Below are 19744 nucleotides of genomic sequence, written 5' to 3' on the forward strand. Positions count from 1 at the left end.
AGTGGTTCGGCCCGCCGAACATGAAGCCCGCGACGGTGCAGGCCGACCTCGACGTCCGTACCGGCGGCCGCTACCGGATCAGCTTCACCCGCGACGACGGCGAATATTTCGAGGCCGGGGGGACCTACCGCGAGGTCGTGCCGAACGAGCGGCTGGTGTTCTCCTGGGCTTGGCACTCGACGCCGGAACGCGAGTCGCTCGTCACCATCACGTTCAAGCCCGACAACGGTGGCACGCTGATGATCTTCCATCATGCCCAGTTCTTCGACGAAACCGCACGCGACAACCATCAACGCGGCTGGAGCTCGTTCTTCGACAAGCTCGACGCCTTCGTCGCCTGATCAACGGAGTTCATCATGCAGCAACATCAGATCGTTTCCCGCCAGGAGTGGATCGTTGCCCGCAAGGCGCACCTGGCGCATGAGAAAGAGTTCAGCAAAGCGCGCGAGCGTCTCGCCGAGGAGCGCCGCAACCTTCCCTGGATCAAGGTGGACAAGAATTACGTGTTCGACGGCGCGAACGGCAAGGTGACGCTTGCCGACCTCTTCAAGGGGCGCCCGCAGCTCGTCGTGCAGCATGTCATGTTCGCGCCCGATTGGGAGGCGGCCTGCAAGAGCTGCTCGTTCTGGGCCGACGGTTTTGAGCGCATGGTGCCACATCTGGCCGCGCGCGATACCGCCATGGTCGCGATCTCGCTCGCGCCGGTTGCCAAGCTCGAGGCCTTCAAGAAGCGCATGGGCTGGACGTTCGACTGGGTGTCCTCGGGCGACAATGACAATGACTTCAACCATGACTTTGGCGTAACGTTTACGCGCGAAGAGATCGACAACGGCGAGCCGAAATACAATTTCGGCACCACGCCGTTCTACGGCCCCGAGCTGCCCGGCATCAGCGTGTTCTTCCGCGACGAGACTGGCGCCGTCTTTCACACTTACTCGTGCTTTGCCCGCGGTCTCGACATGATGAACGCGGCCTACCAGTATCTCGATCTCACCCCGCTCGGTCGTCACGAGGAAGGCCTGCCCTATCCGATGGACTGGGTGCGGCTACGCGACCAGTACGAGCCTGATGCAGCAAAGGCGGCGTGCTGCCATGGCTGAGCTGGTCGGGTTGCTGGGTCTTCAGCGACGCTTGTGGCAAGGCGCCGTCCACATCCACAGTGTCATCGCCCGCGAAAGCGGGCGATCCAGTATTCCAGAGGCCGTGACGAGTACGGAAAGGCCGCGGCGTACTGGATTCCCCGCCTTCGCGGGGAATGACAGTCGCGCTTGTTGCGGCAACGCGCAGCAAACCTATCGCTTTGCGTCGGCCTGCTCCGTCCCGGTGCACGAGATCAGCATCGTATAGGCGCGGGCGTTGCCGGCGATGTCGGTGGTCTTGAGCTCACCCTTCGGCTCGGCGGTCTGGTAGGGCACGACGGAATTGTCGAGGAAGTCGCGCATCGCGCCGGTCTTGATCGCGAAGTTGATGTTTTCGGGGATCGTTCCCGTCGCCCTCATCAGCATCCTGGCATCGAGCTTCGACACGACCACGCCGATCAACTGGCCGGACGTGTCGAACAGCGGGCCGCCGCTGTTGCCTGGCTGGACGGCCGCGCTGATCTGTAGGTGACGGGTGTCGTTGAGAATGCCGCTGAGCGAACTCACGATGCCCGTCGTGACCGTGAAGTCGGAGGTCAAAAGGCCATGATATGGAAAGCCGATCGCCACGACGGAATCGCCGGAGCGGATTGAACGATCGCGGATCTTGGCAAAGTCCTTGAACGTCGCCGTCGCTGGCGCCTGCAGCAGCGCCAGATCGTTGACCGCATCGCGCGACACCACGCGCAGCACCATCCTCGCTTCGCCGGTGAGATTGCCCTTGATGTCCCCGACGCAGCCGTCAATCACATGATTGTTGGTGACGACGTGACCGCTGCCACTGACCACGAAGCCTGTGCCGCTGTAGCTTCCGGTCTTGCCCGGTTTGCCGCTGGGCGGCGCCTGCTTGTCAGCGGGCGCCGGCTTCGCCGCGACCTTGGTGAAATCGCCGGCCTTGCTTAGCCCGTCGGCCTTCACCTTGGTGACGCAATTGGCCAGCGCCGCGATCACGGGCCCACTCGACGTCAACTGGAATTGCAGGACGGTGCGGCCGGCCGTCGCGACCATCAGGCTCGCCTTCTGAAACGACCGCACCACGTTCGGCGGCATGATCGCGGTCAGCATGTCGGATCGATTGGCTGTGGCAAACACGCGCGCTTGCTCCTGGCCGTCAAAGGTCACGTCGATCGCGGCGTTCTCGTCCTTGTTGAACTTGTAACCGGGACTGGCGAAGCTCAGCAGCCACGAGCCCGCTGCATTCTGGGCGACGACCAGAATGACGCCGTTGGCATACGGCGCCGTCGCTGCGCAATGAGAGAACGCGCCGGACTCATCATTGCTGAACGCGCCGCCGATCCAATTGCCGATATTGACGGATCCGAACGGCCCCGCGGCATTGACAACCCCGATCAGAACGATGTGCAGCACGCATGCCACTGCCCACTTCAACATTGCAAAGCCCCGGAACGCTTCTCGTTCGACACCTTACCCGTACGACCCGGTTTGGCGCAACCGGCAGTTGTTCGGCGCCGGCCGTCGCCCGGTTGGATGACGGCGCCCTTGCTTTTACTTTGCGATACGGTATACTTTGCATTACAAAGTAAACGACGCCCCCGGATGGGGTCCGCGGGTGTAGCGAGGTTCGACGTTGCAGATGCGCGATCTCGATAAGGCGCTGGCCGATATCGTGGCGATCCGCAGCCAGATCGCAGCCGGCACCGCCTTTCGTGGCTATGGTCCCGCGACGATGGTCGCAACCGGCGCGCTCGCGCTCATCACCACCATCCTGCAATACTGGTTTATTGACGATCCGAGCGCTCAGCCGCTTGCCTTTTTCCTCGGCTGGGGTCTTGCGGCCGGCCTCTCGGGCTTCGTTATCTGGATCGAGATGCGCGCGCGCTCGCGCCGCCATCACTCCGGTCTTGCCGATGTCATGATTCACCAGGCGATCGAGCAGTTCCTGCCGGCTGGCGTTGCCGGCGTGCTGCTCGCGGTGGTGTTGTGGAAGTTCGCGGCCGAAACGCTCTGGCTGTTGCCGGGCCTGTGGCAGGTCCTGGTGTCGCTCGGCATCTTCGCTTCCGTCCGCTCGCTGCCGCGCAGTGTCGCGCTGGCGGGCGCCTGGTATTTCGTGTCGGGCTTTGTGATCGTCGTGCTGGCGAGCCAGACTCACACGCTCTCGCCCTGGACCATGGGGCTGCCCTTCGTAATCGGGCAGTCGCTGATGGCCGGCATTCTCTATGTTGCGTCCGGAGACCATGATGTCGAAGATTGAAAGTGCACCCTTCTCCTATGAGGGGCTCGATCGCGTCATCCATGAAAAGGCAAGGCTCGGCCTTTTGACCTCGCTGATGGCGCATCCGAAGGGGCTCGCCTTCGCAGATCTCAAGCAGCTCTGCGGCCTGACCGACGGCAATCTCAGCCGGCATCTCGCCGTGCTGCAGGAGGCCGGCCTCGTCGACGTGACCAAAGGCTACGAAGGCAACCGTCCCCACACCACCTGCCGGCTGACCAAGGCCGGCCGCCGCCGGTTCCTCGATTATCTCACCGTGCTCGAACGCCTGGTGCGCGATGCCGCCAAGGCCGCCGGCCGCGAGGCGCCGCCGCTCGGCCGCCTCGGCATCATCTCGACCTGACCCCCCCCTTTTTTGATCGGAGACTTTGCAATGCAAAGTGACGTCACGCAGGCAAACGACAAGCTTCATGTCGGCATCATCATGGACGGCAATGGCAGGTGGGCGACGCGGCGCGGCCTGTCGCGCGTCCGCGGCCACGAAGCCGGTGTCGAGACGATCAGGCGCATCGTCGAAGCCGCACCCAAGCAAGGCATCGGCACCCTGACGCTCTATGCGTTCTCGACCGACAATTGGCGCCGGCCGAGGGCCGAGGTCGCGGCCCTGATGACGCTGCTACGCTTCTATCTCGCCAACGAGGTGCAGAGCCTGGTCAAGAACGGCGTCCGGCTCTCGGTGATCGGCCGTCGCGACCGCCTGCCCGAGGGCATTGCCGCGGCAATCGCCGGCGCCGAGCGCGCAACCGCCCACGGCAAAGCGCTGCATTTGCGCATCGCCGTCGATTATTCGGCGCGCGACGCCATCCTCAACGCCGCCGCCAAGGCGGCCGCGCTGACGAGCCTCACCCGAGAGGCCTTCTCGCAGCTCGTCACCGGCGAAGCGTTCTTGCGCGATGTCGATCTCATCATCCGCACCTCCGGCGAAAAGCGCCTGTCGGACTTCCTGCTGTGGGAGGGCGCCTATGCCGAACTGCATTTCACCGAGCGGATGTGGCCCGAATTCGAGGCCAGCGATCTCGCCGAGGCGCTGGCCTCCTTCCATCGGCGCGAACGCCGCTTCGGTGGCTTGCAGTCCTTGCCGCTGGAGCCGGCGCCGAGCCTGTGATGCGATGCGGTATGGCCACTGATGCCGAAAAGTTGAGCAGCTTCGCCGCTTTTATCCCTTCGACGCCGATCGCATCGGTGCCTAGTCTGGCACGGACGGGGATATCAACATGCGCGCGGTGCTGGACTATTGCAGGAGCGGAACGGAGCGGCGGGTCGCAGCCGGCGCGCTGATCCTGACCGAGGGCGGCGCCTCGGGGCATCTCTACGTGCTGATGGAAGGCAAGCTCGAGGTGATCAAGGGCGGCACCGTGGTTGCGACCATCGCCGAGCCCGGCGCCGTATTCGGTGAGATGTCGGTACTGCTCCAACAGCCGCACACCGCGACGGTGCGCGCCTGCGCCGATTCCGTCATCTACGAGTTCGACGATGCCGCCTCGTTCCTGATCCAGGAGCCCGAGGTCGCGCTTCTGCTTGCGCGTATGCTGGCGCAGCGGCTCAACGTCGCCAACACCTATCTTGCCGATCTCAAGCGGCAATATGCCGGGCAAGGCAACCATCTGGCGATGGTCGGCGACGTCCTGCAAAGCATGATCAACCTGCCGTCGCAGGAGGTTTCGCCAGGCTCGGATCGGCAATCCGATCCAAGAATGTGAGCCAGTCCGGCGGCTCGGCGACTGCCGACGCGGGCCGCCGCAGGGCCGCATCGAGATCGATACATTGCGCTTCGCCTGCCGCTAGCCAGAACGCTTTGCCCGCGTCGAGATCGAGCACGATGTGGGTCGGTGGCCGGCCATGCTGGAGGCCTGCGTTGAACACCCAGGTGGTGCCGAGCCGGTCGTACCACGCGCCGTCGGTGATGAAGGGCGATTGGTGCACATGGCCGGAGATCACCATCGTCGGCTGATACTGCGCGATCCATTGCACCAGATCGACGTCACCGAAGAAGCGCTTGCCGCCCCAGCTCGTCGGCGAATTCGCAGGTGGCGCGTGATGCGCCCAGATCCAGCGCTGCGGTCGTCTTGTGGCGGCCTCGCTCAGTTGCGAGGCAATCCGCGCCTTGACCACCGGGCCGTCCCACCACGGGCAGACCGTGAACAGCGTGTCGCCGATCCTCAGGTCGTCGCCGTCGCAGGCAATGCCGAGCTCGCGGGCCTCCGTGATCCAGCGCGAGATTTTCTCGCCCTCGGCGCTGCGCTCGTCGAGGTCATGATTGCCCGAGCACAGGATGACGCGCGTCTGACGCGCCAGCATCGCGAGGTATTTTTTCACCACCACGATCTGCGCGCGAAAATCCACCTGCGAGGAGATGTCCAGCGCATCGCCGGCGAAGATCACGAGGTCGAATTGCGGCGCCGCGCTGACGAGCCAGTCGAGCTGCGGCAGCGAGTAATGTAGGTCGGCGACGACCAGGCAGCGCATTGAAAATCCGTCAGGTCAGAAAATGAGAAAACGCGGGAATTCCGCATCGGAAAAGCAAGAAGCAGACCAGCGTGGCCGGCCCGCAGCCGCGGCAAATTGGCAAGGGCTGGACCTCCCCGGCGAAGTCTGGTGTCGTAGCGCGGCCTCATGGCAGGTGATCGCATGACCTCGTTCAAGACCATTCGCGCCCGCGCCGAGAAGCGCAAGGGCGGGCCCAAGCAGCTCGAGAAGCTCCTGCCGGCGAAGCCCGATGCAAAGGCGCTGACAAAGCTGCCTGACGATCGCATTCTCGCGGAGATGACGAAGCGGGTATTTTGCGCCGGCTTTGCCTGGAGCGTGATCCACTCAAAATGGGACGGCTTCGAGCAGGCCTTCCTGCACTTCCAGCCGGCCAAGCTGACCTTTCAGCCCGAGGACTACTGGGAAGGCCTGATGCGCGACGCCCGCATCGTGCGCAACGGTGCAAAGATCCTGTCGGTGCGCGAGAATGCCACCTTCGTGCAGGAGATCGCCAAGGAGCATGGCAGCTTCGGAAAATTTCTGGCGAAATGGCCGGCTTCGGACGAGGTCGGCCTGCTCGATCTGCTTGCCAAGCGTGGCAGCCGGCTGGGCGGTAACACCGGCCAGATGCTGCTGCGCTTCGTCGGTTGGGACGGCTTCGTCACCTCCAGGGACGTCGTCGCGTGCCTGCGCGATGCCGGCCTCGACATCGCCGAGGAGGTGAAGTCAAAGGGCGATCTCGCCAAGGTGCAGGCGCAGTTCAATGCCTGGGCCAATGAGACGGGCCTGCCCTACACGCACCTCTCGCGCATCTGCGCGTTATCGGTCGGGGAAAACCGCGGGGAGTGACGGCCCCGCGCCACGGCGGGCGCCTGAAGAAGCGCCCAGCAAGGGAGAAGCGCCCATGGCAGGAGATCTGGAAGGCAAGGTTGCCGTCGTGACAGGGGCTGCGTCGGGCATTGGCCTGGCGAGCACCGAGGCGATGCTGGCCGCAGGCGCGCGCGTGGTGCTGGTCGACCGCGACGCCGCAGCCCTGAAGGCCATTTGCGACAGGCACGGCGACGCCGCGATCCCGCTCGTCATCGACCTGCTGGACCCGAGGGAGTGCGCCACGCTCTTGCCGCGCGTTCTGGAGAAGACCGGTCAGCTCGACATCCTGCACGCCAATGCGGGCACGTACATTGGCGGCGATCTCGTCGAGGCCGACAGCATCGCGATCGACCGGATGCTGAACCTGAACGTCAACGTCGTGATGAAGAATGTCCACGACGTGCTGCCTCACATGATCGAGCGCCGGACGGGTGACATCATCATCACGAGTTCGCTCGCGGCGCATTTTCCGACACCGTGGGAGCCGGTCTATGCATCGTCCAAATGGGCGATCAACTGTTTCGTGCAGACCGTGCGACGCCAGGTGATCAAGCACGGCATCCGCGTGGGATCGATTTCGCCCGGTCCCGTCATCACCGCACTGATCGCGGGCTGGCCGCCGGAGAAGCTGGAGGAAGCGAGGGCCTCCGGAAGCCTGCTCGAAGCCAGCGAGGTCGCCAATGTGGTGATGTTCATGCTGACGCGCCCGCGTGGCATGACCATTCGCGATGTGGTCATGCTGCCGACCAATTTCGATCTCTAGACGCGTCTTGATCTTTAGCCGCCTCTTGAGAATGCAACCGCCGCCGCGTTTTGGACCACGTGCGACTGCCATCTCGATGTCGCCCCAATCATGCCACGAGCACGGCGGACGCAACCGATCGCCTCGGACGTGGAGGCGCTGCGGAACAATTGCGCGTGCGATCTGTTCGGGAGTCTAAGCCGGGGCGGCCAGTGCTGGAACAAAGTCCGCCACGGCGACGCCAGGGACACCACACAAGCGCGAAATGGAGCGGCTCATGAAGCTGAACGCCATCCAGGTCAAGGAGACCATGAGACAGTTGGACGCCCAGGTGCTTCCCGACGGACACCCGGCCGTGCCTCAGCTCAACAGCCTGTTCGGAGATCATACGTTCTTCGTCGACGAGAGCGGACTGAAAGTGCTGGAGCCCACCGACTCATCCGCGATGGAGAGCCGGACCGGCGAAGTCGTCAGCCTTGCCGACTGGAGCGATCCGGAGCTGACCAGCCTCAGGGCGCACGAGCCGGAGCCGACCGGCGTGATCGTGGTGTTCGAGCCGAGCAAGCATTGAAGGAGTTTGCGCGACCGCGACGGCCGTCGGCGCGCTGATGGGCGTGCCGCGGTCGATGACGACTGGACGCGAGACGCGTCAGTGATGCCGCTCGTCGCGACTTTGCGACCGAACCGGCGGTTGCCCGCGACAGCGCGTTACTCAACGCTCGCGTGTTACCCTCAAAAGCACCTTCCATGTATCGATCCATGTATCGATTTTTTTTCGCGCCATCGGCGACGTATTCAAGAACAGACCAACGGTCTCGCTGACCGAACCGCCCCGGAACTGACGAGCCTCAGGGCGCACGAGCCGGAGCCCACCGGCGTGATCGTGATGTTCGAACCGAGCAAGCACTGAAACTGAAAGAGACCTCGGGAAGCTCGACGGTGTCTCCGTCAGCTTGCCGCCGCGCCGCAGAATCGGTCCATCAAACTGGGCTTTCGATTGCGGCTGCGCCTCGGTGAGCGGCTAGTTGTTTGGGACTAGTCGTTTATCTCTAGCTCTCATGTCCGGCTTGGCGCTGGCGATGCGCAATGGAATTCTTGCTTGGCACGATCGTATTGGCCGTGCGCCCAGTCAGGAGCCGACGACAATGATTTTCCGTGCGTTCTGCCTCTCATCCCTCGTTGTGAGCGCATTGGTCGGCGTCGCGCATGCCGACAGTAATGCCGCGAACCCCGCTTTGCCGATCATCATCGGTCCGCTGCCTCCCGTGCACATCGGCCCTCCGCCGTTGCCGTGGTGGCCGCCACATATCCCGGTCGATCCGGTGCCGATCCATCCGGTGCCGATTCATCCGTGGCCGCCGCTTCCGACGCCACAACCGATCATTCCTGGTCAGGGGTGCGCGCCGGCGCCGGGCACAGCTTGCCCGCTCTGAGGCAGGCACCGTCCGCTCGCGACAACGGCGCATTGCCGAAGTAGACCAGTCGAGTCGCACGACAAGGAACGCCCTCGTTGCGGCGGGCGAGGGCGGTGCATGCCGCGATCAGCGACGTCCGAAACTGGCTGGCAAATGATAAACTCCTAGTGGACCCGCGCAGTGCAAGCCCACTGCTGGTCGCAGGTGTGGAAAGCCTTGCGAAGTCGCGCTCGCGGGTCCGACGCCGCGATCAGGGTATAAGGACTGCAGCGAACGCCATAGCTATGGGAAGCAACCCGAGACCGATCGCGCCGGCCTTGTAAGCGAATGCCTTGTCGAGTAGCGGTTTGGATGGGTGACGCATCGCCAAGCCTCCTCATAGCCCCGCGAAAGGCAGCATGCACCCGCGGAAGGAAATGCGCTAGGGCCTCTATGCCGTTTTGCAATGCACACACCATTGGCTGACTGGAGGAGGTGCGCCGGCTCTGGAATTGAGCGGCTACATGCACTCACGCTGCAGCACGCCACATCGCGCTGCCGCCTGACCGAGCCGATATCATGGTATCCTGCCCTTCTTGACAGCCAACGTCGCGCAACTCCCTTGGTTGGACGATGAATCAGCGGCTTTCCCTCGTCAGCCTCGTAGTCGCGGACTATGACGAGGCGATCGCCTTCTTCACCGGTGCCCTGGATTTCGAGCTCTGCGAGGACACGCCGCTTGGCGGCGGCAAGCGTTGGGTGGTCGTGCGCCCACGGGGGGGCGCCGGCTCCGGCCTGCTATTGGCGCGGGCTGACAATCCGGCCCAAGTAGCGCGCATTGGTGACCAGGCCGGCGGGCGGGTCTTTCTGTTCCTGGAGACGGATGATTTTGGTCGCGATCATGCGCGCATGATCGCAGCCGGCGTGCGCTTCGTCGAAGAGCCGCGGTATGAGGCCTATGGGGTCGTCGCGGTTTTCAGGGATATCTGTGGCAACCGCTGGGACCTGATCCAGCGCAACTGAGGCGCCACGGCTGCGAACCCAGTCCATGATCCGAAAAAGTGTGGAGCGGTTTTCCCCCGCGACAAACGCGGAACGGGTTTGCGCGGAGATCATGCTCAGGCTCTATAAATTTCGGCGCGTAGGCGTTTCCACTGGCCCAAACATCCTTGCGTTGCTTTGACATGTCGGCCGCTCACCAGCATGGATCGGGCGTGAAGTTAGCGATTGGCTATGATGATATTTGAATGCATTTCCCCGACCACCTTGCCCTCCCTTAAGAGGGGAGTCATTTCGTGCCGCACGCGGGCAAAGAAAGCTTCCTGAACGTCTTGGGGAAGTGCTGCAACACTCGGCGATATTGGCGTGGCAGCGAAGGATTGTACTGCTTGCTCCAACCCACCCTCCAACACCATGAGCAGCTTCGGCGTCAACAAACGGACTTGGCGGAAACCCGCATTTTCGGCTGCGGCCTTCAACGCCGTGCCGCTTGAGAAACTGAACGGTGCTGTCGCTAAATCGGCCAGCTCGGAGGGCACTGTGGCACGCAGGGCTGTATGGTACGCTACGAATATCGGATTGCGTTCAAGCTCCGCCCACACGGCCATTGCCGCACGTCCATTTGGCTTCAGTACTCGATGCATCTCTCTCAGGGCGGCCGGTCTATCAGGAAAGAACTGCAATCCCTGCTGGCACAACACCGCGTCGAACACGCCGGCCTCGGATGGCAGTTGCGTGGCCGGAGATTGCAGATATTCAATCAGGGCAGCATCTAGGAGCGGCGCTTTGCCCTTAGCGATGTCCAGCATTGGCTGTGCGATATCGATCGCCACGACGCGGCCCTTGGGCCCAACTCGTGCTGCAGCGAGTCGTGCAACCGTCCCGGGACCAGTGGCGATGTCCAGGACGGCCTCGCCACTTTGAAGATTGGCCTCATCGAGCAACAGTATTGCCCATGGCTCGAATAACCGCGGCACGAAGAACTCATCGTAAGCTTTCGGAACCGAGGAGCTCGTATACTGAAATCGCGTTGCATCTGACATTGGAAATCTCCGACCCTTACGGATCAAAGCCTGACCACAGAGGCTAACGCATTGCACCACAAGCTCCGCTGTTGGCCATCGTGTCATTTTGCCGCTACGTTTACTGTTTTTCGCTCGTCGGGAGGATCGCAATGCGTAAAGTGATTACGGTAGCCGTGATGACTGCCGCGCTCGTACTTGCAGCATGTGGCAGGGAGCCTGGACCGAAAGGTGATCCAGGACCGCAGGGGCCGGCCGGCCCGCAAGGTGCCCAAGGGATTCAGGGTGTGCCAGGTGCCCAAGGCCCAGCCGGCGCGCAGGGACCACAAGGACCCCAGGGACCGAAAGGTGACAAGGGCGACAAGGGCGATCCAGCGTCGTTCAATATCCGAACGGTGCAGACCGACGGCGCCGTCAACTGCGACAGCAACGAAACCCTTGTCTCCGTGTTCTGTCCAAGTGGAGGAACCGCGGACGGCGCGAAGTGCGGGACCCCGCCGACAATCGGTCTTTGCCTGAAAAAGTGAAACTCGAACAGGCCACCGTTCACGCGGGCGGGCCTGCTACACCGTTCGCTAGACTTCCCTACAAGCAACTGCGAAGTTTTCGCAGATTGACGCAAACGCTTGTTTCGCTTCAGCGGTCTCAAAGCAAAACCGCGTCCCAATGTCGCCGCGCTCAACCCAGCAGTCGATCTTATTTCCTCGGGAAAGGCGGGATGCCTCTCCGCGCAGTTGATCTAGTTGACTTCCGACGGCTCGCACAATCAAGCAATTCGTTTTGGCCATGGGAGCTCCCTGGGAAGAGAAGAAAAAGAAGCAAGTGTAGAGAGCATCCTAGGTTCCTAGAGCTGTGCTGACCGCATCGAAAACTGAACTTGGAGGATTTGAAATTTAATGTGGGTTGTGTGCGTTAGTGAACTCTCCAGACCTGGCGAGGCGGGGTAGTCTCAATTTGCGGGGCTCTCCGCGCGGGCCCTGCCTTGGACCAGTCGGCAGAGTCAGCGTGTTTGATGATGATGATTAATGACGCACTTCTCGATGAGTTGAGGCAGGTAGAGCGTGAGGTAGTTGGGTGCGAGCGGCGCTTAGCAGAGCAAGAGGCGCTGCTAGTTAGTCTGAAACGACAGAATCAAGATACCTGCTACGCTGAGGCTGAATTGGAGGCGTTGCGTGAGAGCCAGCGGCGGCGCCAGCAAGACCGCCATCGCATCCTCTTGATGCTGCAACCCTAGGCCCTGGGTTCGCGGGTTCGGCATGGTCCCGTTCGCGTGCGCCTCCAGTCAGCCGCCCTCGACCGCTATCTGTTGCCGGCGCCGAATCCGCGTCATGGGCGGGATGCCTTCGGATTTTCACTAGTTCTTCAACCGGTTCGCTCCGAATACGAGGGCGATTTGAAAAACCGGTCCAACCTCTGTGCGGACTTCGATAGCGATGTCCTGCTGATCGCGCATACCGAGCGGATCCTTCGCCATGTCAGCCAACGTATTAACCGCCTCCCGCTCGGCGGATCTTTGATTCGCCAGTTCTAGGCCTTCTTCGTCCGGATAAAGCGCGGCTCCGTCCCTGATGTCGAAAAAATAACGGATCACAGCTGTGCCTCCAGCCGCAATTCAACGCTCGCAACACTTCACTGTTCCTCGGTGCCTTAAGAGATCGCGGGTCTATGAGTCCTTCACGTTGGCGACCGTATCCGGTTTGGTCATGCGTATCAAAAATGAATATACCTCGCAGTTTCACGACCTGTACTGCTTAAACGTAGGTGCCCTCAGATCTCGCGCCCCATCGCGGGGTGGCTCCGGTTCTTCACCTTGATCCAGTGCTTCTGCCAGCCGTCGCGCCGTCGGTAACCCCCTGCACGACGGCAGTCTTGATGAAAGGCGCGTTGTGCACGGCCTTGGGCAGCTTGGCGATGTACTCGCATCGCGCAGCGTGACCAGCTTGCGCCCGGCTAACCTCGATCGGATCTTCGAAAGGCCAGCAACCTCACAGAGGTGCGTCCAAGAGTCACGCTAGACCCAATTACCACTTTTTCCCAAGGTGTCCTGCTAGTTTGATCTGGTCGGATGGCGGGCTTACGGACTGTCATTCGATGTTATGGCAATACTTAAGTCCTCGTGCCCCCGCCTTCGGACGCATTTCGTGCAGTTCTTCCCTAACTCGGAGGCGGGTTTCTTTTTCATTCCGATTGATGTCCCGCGGCGTCGACCTTCAGGAGCCGGACATAGGTCCCGCTCTCGTGCAGCTCGAGCCAACCGCGTTCGACCGCGTGTTTGATCCCGGCGCCAAACTCGGGCCCGTTGGCCTTAAGCGTAGAGAAACGGCGCGTTGATCTTCCCGAGATGGGATGTGGCCGTCCTGGACGGCTTCGATGCCGGCGGCAAGCTCGACGGGCTTGCCGGCAGCGGCTTCCGGGTTGGCGAAGGGACGTTCAGCAGGAAGCTTCGGGTGTGATCTCTCCTAATGACGAAACCGGTGTTATGCTCCCACCGGGGACCAATCTGATTGTCCGTGAGGTTTCAGCTGGGGCTTTTCCTGACAATCCCACGGCTGCGCTCTGGGTGCGGGCGGTACTTGCTAGTGCTCCATAATCGCCCCGGTCGGACATCCGATCTCGCGCATTTCGCCCAGGGTGATCTTTCGATGCCACATCCCGCGATCAAAGCGGCATTGCAAATATGGCGCAAATTATCGATTACTAGCGACGTGGAGCGCCTTCAAGCTACTGCCGGTCGTGGGTGAGAGAGGCCTTGGAGCCGCAAAACGCGGGCTCTAAGTCAACTTTAGCTTCAGAACTGAGTTTTTCACATCAATGCAAATTGCCATGACGCCTCGCTCTCTGATTTGGCCCTTGTTTGCTCTTGTAATGGGCTTCGCGCTCGGCGGAAGCGTCTTTTGGGGAGTCTATGGACCCAATACAACGGAAAAGCAGGCGAACCCCGTTTACGAACAGAAGTTCGCCGAAGCTGATCTCGAGAAAGGAGCCGTGCTCGGGGGAAAAAGGCCTGATCTGATCAGAGAAGCCACGCCGGAAGGAGACGAATATTGGCCGGCCATCTACGGCTATCGCCTCAAGGTAAGCGATACGCTATTGGTCGGCTTCACGTTCCTGCTGTTCCTGGCGACTGTGGCGTTATGGCTAGCCACGCGCGCCTTGGTCAAAAGTGCAGATCGGAACGCCGGATTGCAATTGCGGGCCTATGTCTCCGTCCAAAATTGCCGGACAGAAGAGTACGAAGTCGGCAAGCCGGTCTCTATCTCTGTCGTTGCCAAGAACAGTGGCCAGACGCCCTCGCATAACACGACGTTTGTGGCAGCCCTCAAATATCGCCTCAAGAGCGACAAACGGCCCCTCACGCTCAAACAGTCTGGGCCCAGGTCGAGCTCCTCTCTCGGCAGCGGGGCTGTCGAGAGCATAAAACTGATTTCAACCGAGCCTCTGACACAGGAACAGGCGATGGCGATCGCCAAGGGTGACGCGCGGATTATCGTTCACGGTCAAATCCGGTATTTGACCGTCTTCGGAGATGAGGCCGAGACCTTGTTCGGATTCCATTTTGACGATGGCTGCGTCCGAAGGGGTGACAAGATCCTGCATGTCACCTCCGAGGGAAATTCTGCAACCTGAGCCGTGCGCGAGGGGCTTCGCGGCTGGCTCGGGGCGGCCGCGATCTATTGCGTTTCGTGGGTGTTGAAAACCCTCCCAACCAAGATCGGGCTGATGCCAAGTGAGGTCGGTCGGCGCGGGGCACTCACGTCCCTGTGACGCCCCGGACTGCGCGGGAGCGTATTGTTCAGGTGGTAGCGCTATTGATTCGAGTACATGGACATGTCGATCAGACAGCGTACTGGTAGCCCATTAGCGCCCGTCATTCTCGGCACCGCCTTCAGCGCCTAGCTTGCCGGCAGCCATTTCGAGTATCTTTAGCCGCCTGTGAAGCAGATGGCGCAGATCGCCGTCACAGCCGGCAGCACCGGCTTGCTAAGCCCCGGCAGTATCGCCCTGAGCGTGAACCCGATCACCTTCGCCGTCGCGGCGCCGAAGCCGCCGATCGTGCCGGTCGGCGATCAATACAGCCAAAGCTGAGGAGCGACGCGATGGAAGCCTATGGTGTTGTTCTTCACCCTGAAACCGGCGAGGCAATCGGATCGGTCAAGGATGGTAAGCTCATCGGCAAGAACGGCGAGACTTACCGCGTCGAGGGCGACGCAATCCTCTCTGCAACCGGCGAAGTGCTTGGTTATCTGTCCGCCTTTGTCGGCAAGGCTCATGCCTCGGCCGATCTCGCGAACAAGCTGTTCGGTCGCGTTCAGCCTTGAGATAACCGGAATCGTTAAAGGCTAGTGCGGCCGTTCGGCTTGCTTACCCGGGCTCACCTTCGAAACGGCGAAAATCGTACAACTGCTTGAACTTGCTGGCGCACCCGACACGATTCGAACGTGTGACCTTTGCCTTCGGAGGGCAACGCTCTATCCAGCTGAGCTACGGGTGCAGCGAGGCCCCATTTAGCTGATTGGCGCGGGGTCGGCAACCTCCGCTCGACGCCCTTGTCAGCTCCGGCTGGACCGGCGCGCTGCCAGGGCCGGAACCTCCCGAATCCCGCGATCGAGGCGGGCGAATTCGGCCAACATGGCTTCGGCGGAGATGACACGGTTGCGGCCGAGCCGTTTGGCGGCGTAGAGCGCCTGGTCGGCTGCTCCGAGCAATCGGTCCGGGCGGTCGTCGTGTTCGCCGGGGACGTGGCTTGCGACGCCGACGCTGAGCGTGACGTGGTCGCCGGCGCCCTCCGCGCCATGCGTGATCCGCAAGTCCATGACCGCGCAGCGGATCTGCTCGGCGAGGGTGCAGGCGGCCTCGCAATTCATCTCGGGGAGGATCATCGCGAACTCCTCGCCGCCATAGCGCGTCGCAAGGTCCAGCGGGCGCGCAGCGTGGCTGCGGACGACGTTGGCGACCGCGCGCAGGCATTCGTCGCCGGTCTGGTGGCCGTGCAGGTCGTTGAACAGCTTGAAATGGTCGACGTCGACGAACAGCAGCGAGAGCGGCAGCTGCGTCCGCTGCGCGCGCGACCATTCGGTCATCAGCATCTGGTCGAAGGAGCGGCGGTTGGAGAGCCCGGTCAGCCCATCCTTGCTGGCGAGCTCCTTGAGGGCCATCTCGGCGCGCTTCTGGTCGGTCAGGTCGCGCAAGGTCTCGACCACCGCGATCAGATTGCCGGCCTCGTCGTGGATCGGGCCAGCATCGATCGCAAGATAGAGCTGGTTGCCGAGCTTCGGCATCATGCACCAGTTCTCGGCGCCGAAGCCGAGCCCGTTGTGACCGCGCGCGGTGTATTCGGAATAAAGCTCCGGCAGCTGCTCGGGCAGGTCGAGCGCGACGAGATCGGCAAGACAATAGCGCTTCGTCTCGTAGAAGGCCTGCCAGTGCTTGCTCGTGCCCATCACTTCGGAGGCGGCAACCCCGGTCAGGCGCTCGCAGGCTCTGTTCCAGATCACGACGCGGCGCTTGGGGTCGATCACGAAGGTCGGGACCACCAGATGCTGCATCAGCCGCACGGCATAGGAATGCGCGACGTCTAACTGTTTGGGGCGGGCGGGCTTCGCCATCTTCAGGCCACCGCCTGCACTTGCGCGCTGCTCGGCCTGAACAGTTTTCGCACATCGTTCGCGGCCTTCGGCGCGCTGAACAGATAGCCCTGCATCTCCGTGCAGCCGAGGGCGCGCAGCATATCGCGCTGCGCCTCGGTCTCGACGCCTTCGGCGACGGTGGTCATGTTGCTGGCGCCGGCGATGTTGACCACGGCCTGAACGATGACGGGTGCGCCGCTGGTCTCAGCGATGTCGGCGACGAAGCAGCGGTCGATCTTGATCTTGTCGAACGGGAAGCGCTTCAGATAGCTCAGCGACGAATAGCCGGTGCCGAAATCGTCGAGCGCGATGCGCACGCCGATCGAGCGGAGCTGATGCAGGATCGAGAGCGCGGCCTCGTCGTCGCGGATCAGCACGGCCTCGGTGATCTCGAGCTCGAGGCGGCAGGGATCGAGACCGGACGCGGCGAGCGCGCCGGCAATCTTCAGAGCCAGTGTCTCGCACTTGAGCTGCACCGGCGAGACGTTGACCGCAAGCCGCACATGGCGGGGCCAGCTTGCGGCCTCGGCACAGGCCGTGCGCAGCACCCAGTCGCCGAGCTCGTTGATCAGGCCGGTGTCCTCAGCCACGGGAATGAACTCGGCCGGCGAGACCATGCCGCGTTCGGGGTGGCGCCAGCGGAGCAGCGCCTCGCAGCCGGAGACCTCGCCGGAGCGCAGATTGACCAGCGGCTGATAGTGAAGCTCGAAGCCGCCGTCGACCAGGGCCTGACGCAGGTCCTGCTCCATCGCAAGGCGTGCCTTGGCACACGCATCCATCGCCGGCACGAAGAAGCGATAGGTGCGGCGTCCCTCCGCCTTGGCGCCGTACATCGCGAGGTCGGCATTCTTGATCAGCTGGTCGAGATCGATGCCGTCCTGCGGCGCCAGCGCGATGCCGATCGAGGCATCGGTCGAGAGCTGATGGCCGAGACAATGGTAGGGCCGGCGGATCGCCTCGTGGATCCGCGTCACGAACGCGAGCACGTCGGCGGATGTCTCGATCCTGGTCTGGATCACCGCGAACTCGTCGCCGCCGAGCCGCGCGATCAGGTCGCCCGGCTTGAGACAGGCGCGGATGCGGGCCGCGACCGCCTTCAACAGCTCGTCGCCGACATGATGGCCGAGTGAATCGTTGATGCCCTTGAACTCGTCGACGTCGATGTAAAGCAGCGCGAACTGCTGGCCGCTCGCGACCTTCTCGAGCTCGCGCTCGATCTGCTCGCGGAACAGCACGCGGTTCGGCAGGTCGGTCAGCGCGTCGTAATGCGCCATATGCGCGATCTTCTCGTCGGCGCGGCGCCGCTCGGTCACGTCCTCGATGACGTTGATGATGTAGCGCGGCTCGCCGGCCTTGTCGCGAATGCCGATGCGCTTGGAGATGACATGGCGGCGGCCGCCGGTGCGCGTTTCCCAGGCCCGCTCGTCCACGAGCAGCTCGTCGGGCGATCGCAGCAGGCGGTCGTCGTCGCAAGTGACGGTCTTGGCGTCCCGCTCCGGAATAATGTCGAAGGCGGTCTTGCCGACGATCGACGCGCCGGATTCACCGAACACGTCATCGGCAATCCGGTTGACCAGCAGATATTGTCGCGTGCGCGCGTCCTTCACCGTGATCTGCGACGGGATGTGGTCGATGATCTCGCGCAGGAAAGTGTAGTTACGGTCGCGCTCCTGCTCGAGATTGCGTCGCTCGGTGATCTCCTCGATCGTGGCGACCCATCCGCCCTGTGCGAGCGGCGTATCGATGATCTGGAAGGCGCGCCCATCGGGCAGCTCCGTCACTTTTGTCGAGACCTTGCCCTCGGCGACGATCCGCATCACGCCGGCGCAGAATTCGATGACGTCGCCGTCGAATAGCCCCATCTCCTTGCAGTGGTACATTGCGTCTTGGATGTGGCAGCCGGGCTTGATGACGTCCGGGGACAGGCCGAACAGGTCGGTATAGCGCCGGTTGCAGGTGACGATGTGTCCGGTGGCGTCGTAGAGGACCAGGCCCTGCGACATGTTATTCAGCGCAGTGTCGAGCCGCAGTCGTTCCGACTCGATTCGCGCTTGCGCCTCGCGACTCTGGCGACTGATCTGGCGGATGATGAGATAGAGGATGAGTGCAATGATCGTCGCCACCAGCGTGGCCGCGATGATCATGAAACGGGTTTGCTCGCGCCAGTCCGCAAGCGCCGATTCCATCGTATTGGTCGCGATGATGATGATCGGGAAATGCACGAGCGGCGCACCGGCACCCAGCCGCCCCTGACCGTCGATCGGACTCTTCTCGATCCGCACCGTCTGCCGGCCACCCTTGGTCGCAATCTTCTGCAACAACGGTGCGTTGGCGTAACTTTTTCCGATCAGCTCATCGATGTGCGGGTAGCGTGCCAGCATCGCGCCGCGGCGGTCGAACAGCGAGATGGCTGCGCCCTTGCCGAGCGCAACGGAGGAGAAATATTTCTGATAGCTCTCAGGATCGATCCGGCGCAGCATGACGCCGAGGAATTCGCCCTGCGGGCTCGTCAGCCGGCGTGCCACCACCGTGGTCCACCTGCCGATGAGAAGGCTGCGCACGGTTTCCAGCAGCACCGGCTCGGATTGCGGATCGGATTTGAAGGTCTGGAAATAGGCCCGTGAGGAGATGTTGATCTTCGGCAACGGCTCGTGTCGCGACCAGTTGATGATGTTGCCGTCGGTGTCGTAGATCGCGATATCGCCGAGATAGTTCACGGCGCTGATCTTGTTCGTAAGCATGCGATGGGCTTCATCGCTCGACATGCGCTCGCGGAACATCTCGGGCGAGGAGATGTCTGGCAGGTTCATCTGCGCGATCAGATCGGCGGCGACAGTCTCGGCATCCTCGAACTGCTGATCGAAATGGCGAGTCAGCAAGAGCACCGTGTTTTCCAGCTCGCGCTCGTTGTTGACGAGGGCGCGTTCGCGGAAGTCGCCGATCGCCATGGTGGTGACGACGAAAATGCCGGCCACCAGCAGGGCGCCGCTCAGCGTCAGCCACAGCACGGGTCCGCGCCGTATGGCAGCGTTCCAGCCGCCCCTGGCGGCCGCGGATATTCTGCTCGTGATCGTGGACGACATCCGGCGCATTCCCCCTCCCTAGGGGAAGAGGCTTACTATGCACAGATGGCCCAAACCTTAGGAAAGCCGGTTACCCAAGCTTTAATCGGTTACCACAAGGCCATTAGGCCGGTCTGGCAAGCGATGAATCGTGCTGCGTCGTCTCAAGGTTGTGTATTGCACAGATGAAGGG

The 19744-nt window shown here is 62.4% G+C and carries 19 protein-coding genes, 1 tRNA gene and 1 pseudogene; 14 read left to right on the plus strand and 7 right to left on the minus strand.

Annotation, left to right across the window (positions count from 1 at the left end):
- Positions 1 to 8 precede the first annotated feature (8 nt).
- Both SO139_RS01550 and SO139_RS01555 read left to right on the plus strand, forming a co-directional pair.
- Positions 9 to 341, plus strand: a pseudogene (locus tag SO139_RS01550) (SRPBCC family protein); the annotation flags it as partial.
- A 15-nt stretch (positions 342 to 356) separates the two neighbouring features.
- Positions 357 to 1100, plus strand: coding sequence for a DUF899 domain-containing protein (locus tag SO139_RS01555; RefSeq protein ID WP_449377652.1), 744 nt, complete (start codon positions 357 to 359; stop codon positions 1098 to 1100).
- A gap of 192 nt (positions 1101 to 1292) precedes the next feature.
- Here the strand turns inward: SO139_RS01555 and SO139_RS01560 are convergent, their stop codons facing one another.
- Positions 1293 to 2531: a S1C family serine protease gene (locus tag SO139_RS01560; RefSeq protein ID WP_449377651.1), complete on the minus strand. Its 1239-nt coding sequence runs from the start codon at positions 2529 to 2531 to the stop codon at positions 1293 to 1295.
- 202 nt (positions 2532 to 2733) lie between these two features.
- On the opposite strand from SO139_RS01560, the gene SO139_RS01565 reads away from it, so the two are divergent.
- The 4 genes from SO139_RS01565 (at position 2734) to SO139_RS01580 (ending at position 5069) form a co-directional block, all read left to right on the plus strand.
- Positions 2734 to 3351, plus strand: a complete 618-nt coding sequence (locus SO139_RS01565) for a hypothetical protein (RefSeq protein WP_449377650.1) — start codon at positions 2734 to 2736, stop codon at positions 3349 to 3351.
- Positions 3338 to 3712, plus strand: coding sequence for a transcriptional regulator (locus SO139_RS01570; RefSeq protein WP_283038759.1), 375 nt, complete (start codon positions 3338 to 3340; stop codon positions 3710 to 3712). Before SO139_RS01565 ends, SO139_RS01570 begins: the two co-directional genes overlap by 14 nt.
- A gap of 30 nt (positions 3713 to 3742) precedes the next feature.
- Entirely contained in the window at positions 3743 to 4474 is a 732-nt protein-coding gene (locus tag SO139_RS01575; RefSeq protein WP_449377649.1) for a di-trans,poly-cis-decaprenylcistransferase, read from the plus strand.
- Positions 4475 to 4583: 109 nt separating this feature from the next.
- A complete protein-coding gene (locus SO139_RS01580; RefSeq protein ID WP_449377648.1) occupies positions 4584 to 5069 on the plus strand; it encodes a Crp/Fnr family transcriptional regulator in 486 nt (161 codons plus the stop codon).
- On the opposite strand, the gene SO139_RS01585 is transcribed toward SO139_RS01580, so the two are convergent.
- Complete coding sequence (locus SO139_RS01585) at positions 5008 to 5835, minus strand: metallophosphoesterase family protein (protein ID WP_449377647.1); 828 nt, start codon at positions 5833 to 5835, stop codon at positions 5008 to 5010. The two genes, SO139_RS01580 and SO139_RS01585, sit on opposite strands and share 62 nt — an antisense overlap.
- A 162-nt stretch (positions 5836 to 5997) precedes the next feature.
- Here SO139_RS01585 and SO139_RS01590 point away from each other — a divergent pair, with 162 nt between their 5' ends.
- The 5 genes from SO139_RS01590 to SO139_RS01610 all read left to right on the plus strand — a co-directional run bounded on the left by SO139_RS01590 (position 5998) and on the right by SO139_RS01610 (position 9864).
- On the plus strand, positions 5998 to 6684 hold the full coding sequence (locus tag SO139_RS01590) for a DNA-3-methyladenine glycosylase I (protein WP_449377646.1): 687 nt from the start codon (positions 5998 to 6000) through the stop codon (positions 6682 to 6684).
- 55 nt (positions 6685 to 6739) lie between these two features.
- Positions 6740 to 7468, plus strand: coding sequence for an SDR family oxidoreductase (locus SO139_RS01595; RefSeq protein ID WP_449377645.1), 729 nt, complete (start codon positions 6740 to 6742; stop codon positions 7466 to 7468).
- A 256-nt stretch (positions 7469 to 7724) separates the two neighbouring features.
- A complete protein-coding gene (locus tag SO139_RS01600) occupies positions 7725 to 8018 on the plus strand; it encodes a hypothetical protein (RefSeq protein WP_449377644.1) in 294 nt (97 codons plus the stop codon).
- Between the two features lie 574 nt (positions 8019 to 8592).
- Positions 8593 to 8880 (plus strand): hypothetical protein, encoded by a 288-nt coding sequence (locus tag SO139_RS01605; RefSeq protein WP_449377643.1) that lies wholly within the window; start codon positions 8593 to 8595, stop codon positions 8878 to 8880.
- Between the two features lie 594 nt (positions 8881 to 9474).
- On the plus strand, positions 9475 to 9864 hold the full coding sequence (locus SO139_RS01610) for a VOC family protein (protein WP_498539581.1): 390 nt from the start codon (positions 9475 to 9477) through the stop codon (positions 9862 to 9864).
- A 197-nt stretch (positions 9865 to 10061) separates the two neighbouring features.
- On the opposite strand, the gene SO139_RS01615 is transcribed toward SO139_RS01610, so the two are convergent.
- A complete protein-coding gene (locus SO139_RS01615; RefSeq protein WP_474800045.1) occupies positions 10062 to 10883 on the minus strand; it encodes a class I SAM-dependent methyltransferase in 822 nt (273 codons plus the stop codon).
- 1333 nt (positions 10884 to 12216) lie between these two features.
- A complete protein-coding gene (locus SO139_RS01620) occupies positions 12217 to 12453 on the minus strand; it encodes a DUF6894 family protein (protein ID WP_449377641.1) in 237 nt (78 codons plus the stop codon).
- A gap of 1220 nt (positions 12454 to 13673) precedes the next feature.
- Here SO139_RS01620 and SO139_RS01625 point away from each other — a divergent pair.
- The 3 genes from SO139_RS01625 to SO139_RS01635 all read left to right on the plus strand — a co-directional run bounded on the left by SO139_RS01625 (position 13674) and on the right by SO139_RS01635 (position 15181).
- Positions 13674 to 14489: a hypothetical protein gene (locus SO139_RS01625; RefSeq protein ID WP_474800043.1), complete on the plus strand. Its 816-nt coding sequence runs from the start codon at positions 13674 to 13676 to the stop codon at positions 14487 to 14489.
- Between the two features lie 315 nt (positions 14490 to 14804).
- Positions 14805 to 14948 (plus strand): hypothetical protein, encoded by a 144-nt coding sequence (locus SO139_RS01630; protein ID WP_449377639.1) that lies wholly within the window; start codon positions 14805 to 14807, stop codon positions 14946 to 14948.
- A gap of 11 nt (positions 14949 to 14959) precedes the next feature.
- Positions 14960 to 15181 (plus strand): KH domain-containing protein, encoded by a 222-nt coding sequence (locus tag SO139_RS01635; protein WP_449377638.1) that lies wholly within the window; start codon positions 14960 to 14962, stop codon positions 15179 to 15181.
- Positions 15182 to 15277: 96 nt separating this feature from the next.
- On the opposite strand, the gene SO139_RS01640 is transcribed toward SO139_RS01635, so the two are convergent.
- From SO139_RS01640 to SO139_RS01650, 3 genes are all read right to left on the minus strand, one after another.
- Positions 15278 to 15354 (minus strand) — tRNA-Arg (locus tag SO139_RS01640).
- A gap of 58 nt (positions 15355 to 15412) precedes the next feature.
- The gene (locus SO139_RS01645; protein ID WP_449377598.1) at positions 15413 to 16468 is read right to left on the minus strand and encodes a sensor domain-containing diguanylate cyclase; all 1056 of its coding nucleotides are present in this window, start codon (positions 16466 to 16468) and stop codon (positions 15413 to 15415) included.
- Positions 16469 to 16470: 2 nt separating this feature from the next.
- Positions 16471 to 19581 carry a bifunctional diguanylate cyclase/phosphodiesterase gene (locus SO139_RS01650; protein ID WP_449377597.1) on the minus strand — a complete coding sequence of 1037 codons (3111 nt, stop codon included), beginning with the start codon at positions 19579 to 19581 and terminating at the stop codon, positions 16471 to 16473.
- Between the last annotated feature and the right edge of the window lie 163 nt (positions 19582 to 19744).

The sequence above is a fragment of the Bradyrhizobium sp. UFLA05-89 genome (assembly GCF_059803475.1).

Excerpts from the sequence above, each read along its gene's own strand:
- SO139_RS01555 (WP_449377652.1), top strand. The coding sequence starts at position 357 with ATGCAGCAACATCAGATCGTTTCCCGCCAGGAGTGGATCGTTGCCCGC.
- SO139_RS01560 (WP_449377651.1), bottom strand. The coding sequence starts at position 2,531 with ATGTTGAAGTGGGCAGTGGCATGCGTGCTGCACATCGTTCTGATCGGG.
- SO139_RS01565 (WP_449377650.1), top strand. The coding sequence starts at position 2,734 with ATGCGCGATCTCGATAAGGCGCTGGCCGATATCGTGGCGATCCGCAGC.
- SO139_RS01570 (WP_283038759.1), top strand. The coding sequence starts at position 3,338 with ATGTCGAAGATTGAAAGTGCACCCTTCTCCTATGAGGGGCTCGATCGC.
- SO139_RS01575 (WP_449377649.1), top strand. The coding sequence starts at position 3,743 with ATGCAAAGTGACGTCACGCAGGCAAACGACAAGCTTCATGTCGGCATC.
- SO139_RS01580 (WP_449377648.1), top strand. The coding sequence starts at position 4,584 with ATGCGCGCGGTGCTGGACTATTGCAGGAGCGGAACGGAGCGGCGGGTC.
- SO139_RS01585 (WP_449377647.1), bottom strand. The coding sequence starts at position 5,835 with ATGCGCTGCCTGGTCGTCGCCGACCTACATTACTCGCTGCCGCAGCTC.
- SO139_RS01590 (WP_449377646.1), top strand. The coding sequence starts at position 5,998 with ATGACCTCGTTCAAGACCATTCGCGCCCGCGCCGAGAAGCGCAAGGGC.
- SO139_RS01595 (WP_449377645.1), top strand. The coding sequence starts at position 6,740 with ATGGCAGGAGATCTGGAAGGCAAGGTTGCCGTCGTGACAGGGGCTGCG.
- SO139_RS01600 (WP_449377644.1), top strand. The coding sequence starts at position 7,725 with ATGAAGCTGAACGCCATCCAGGTCAAGGAGACCATGAGACAGTTGGAC.
- SO139_RS01605 (WP_449377643.1), top strand. The coding sequence starts at position 8,593 with ATGATTTTCCGTGCGTTCTGCCTCTCATCCCTCGTTGTGAGCGCATTG.
- SO139_RS01610 (WP_498539581.1), top strand. The coding sequence starts at position 9,475 with ATGAATCAGCGGCTTTCCCTCGTCAGCCTCGTAGTCGCGGACTATGAC.
- SO139_RS01615 (WP_474800045.1), bottom strand. The coding sequence starts at position 10,883 with ATGTCAGATGCAACGCGATTTCAGTATACGAGCTCCTCGGTTCCGAAA.
- SO139_RS01625 (WP_474800043.1), top strand. The coding sequence starts at position 13,674 with ATGCAAATTGCCATGACGCCTCGCTCTCTGATTTGGCCCTTGTTTGCT.
- SO139_RS01630 (WP_449377639.1), top strand. The coding sequence starts at position 14,805 with ATGGCGCAGATCGCCGTCACAGCCGGCAGCACCGGCTTGCTAAGCCCC.
- SO139_RS01635 (WP_449377638.1), top strand. The coding sequence starts at position 14,960 with ATGGAAGCCTATGGTGTTGTTCTTCACCCTGAAACCGGCGAGGCAATC.
- SO139_RS01645 (WP_449377598.1), bottom strand. The coding sequence starts at position 16,468 with ATGGCGAAGCCCGCCCGCCCCAAACAGTTAGACGTCGCGCATTCCTAT.
- SO139_RS01650 (WP_449377597.1), bottom strand. The coding sequence starts at position 19,581 with ATGCGCCGGATGTCGTCCACGATCACGAGCAGAATATCCGCGGCCGCC.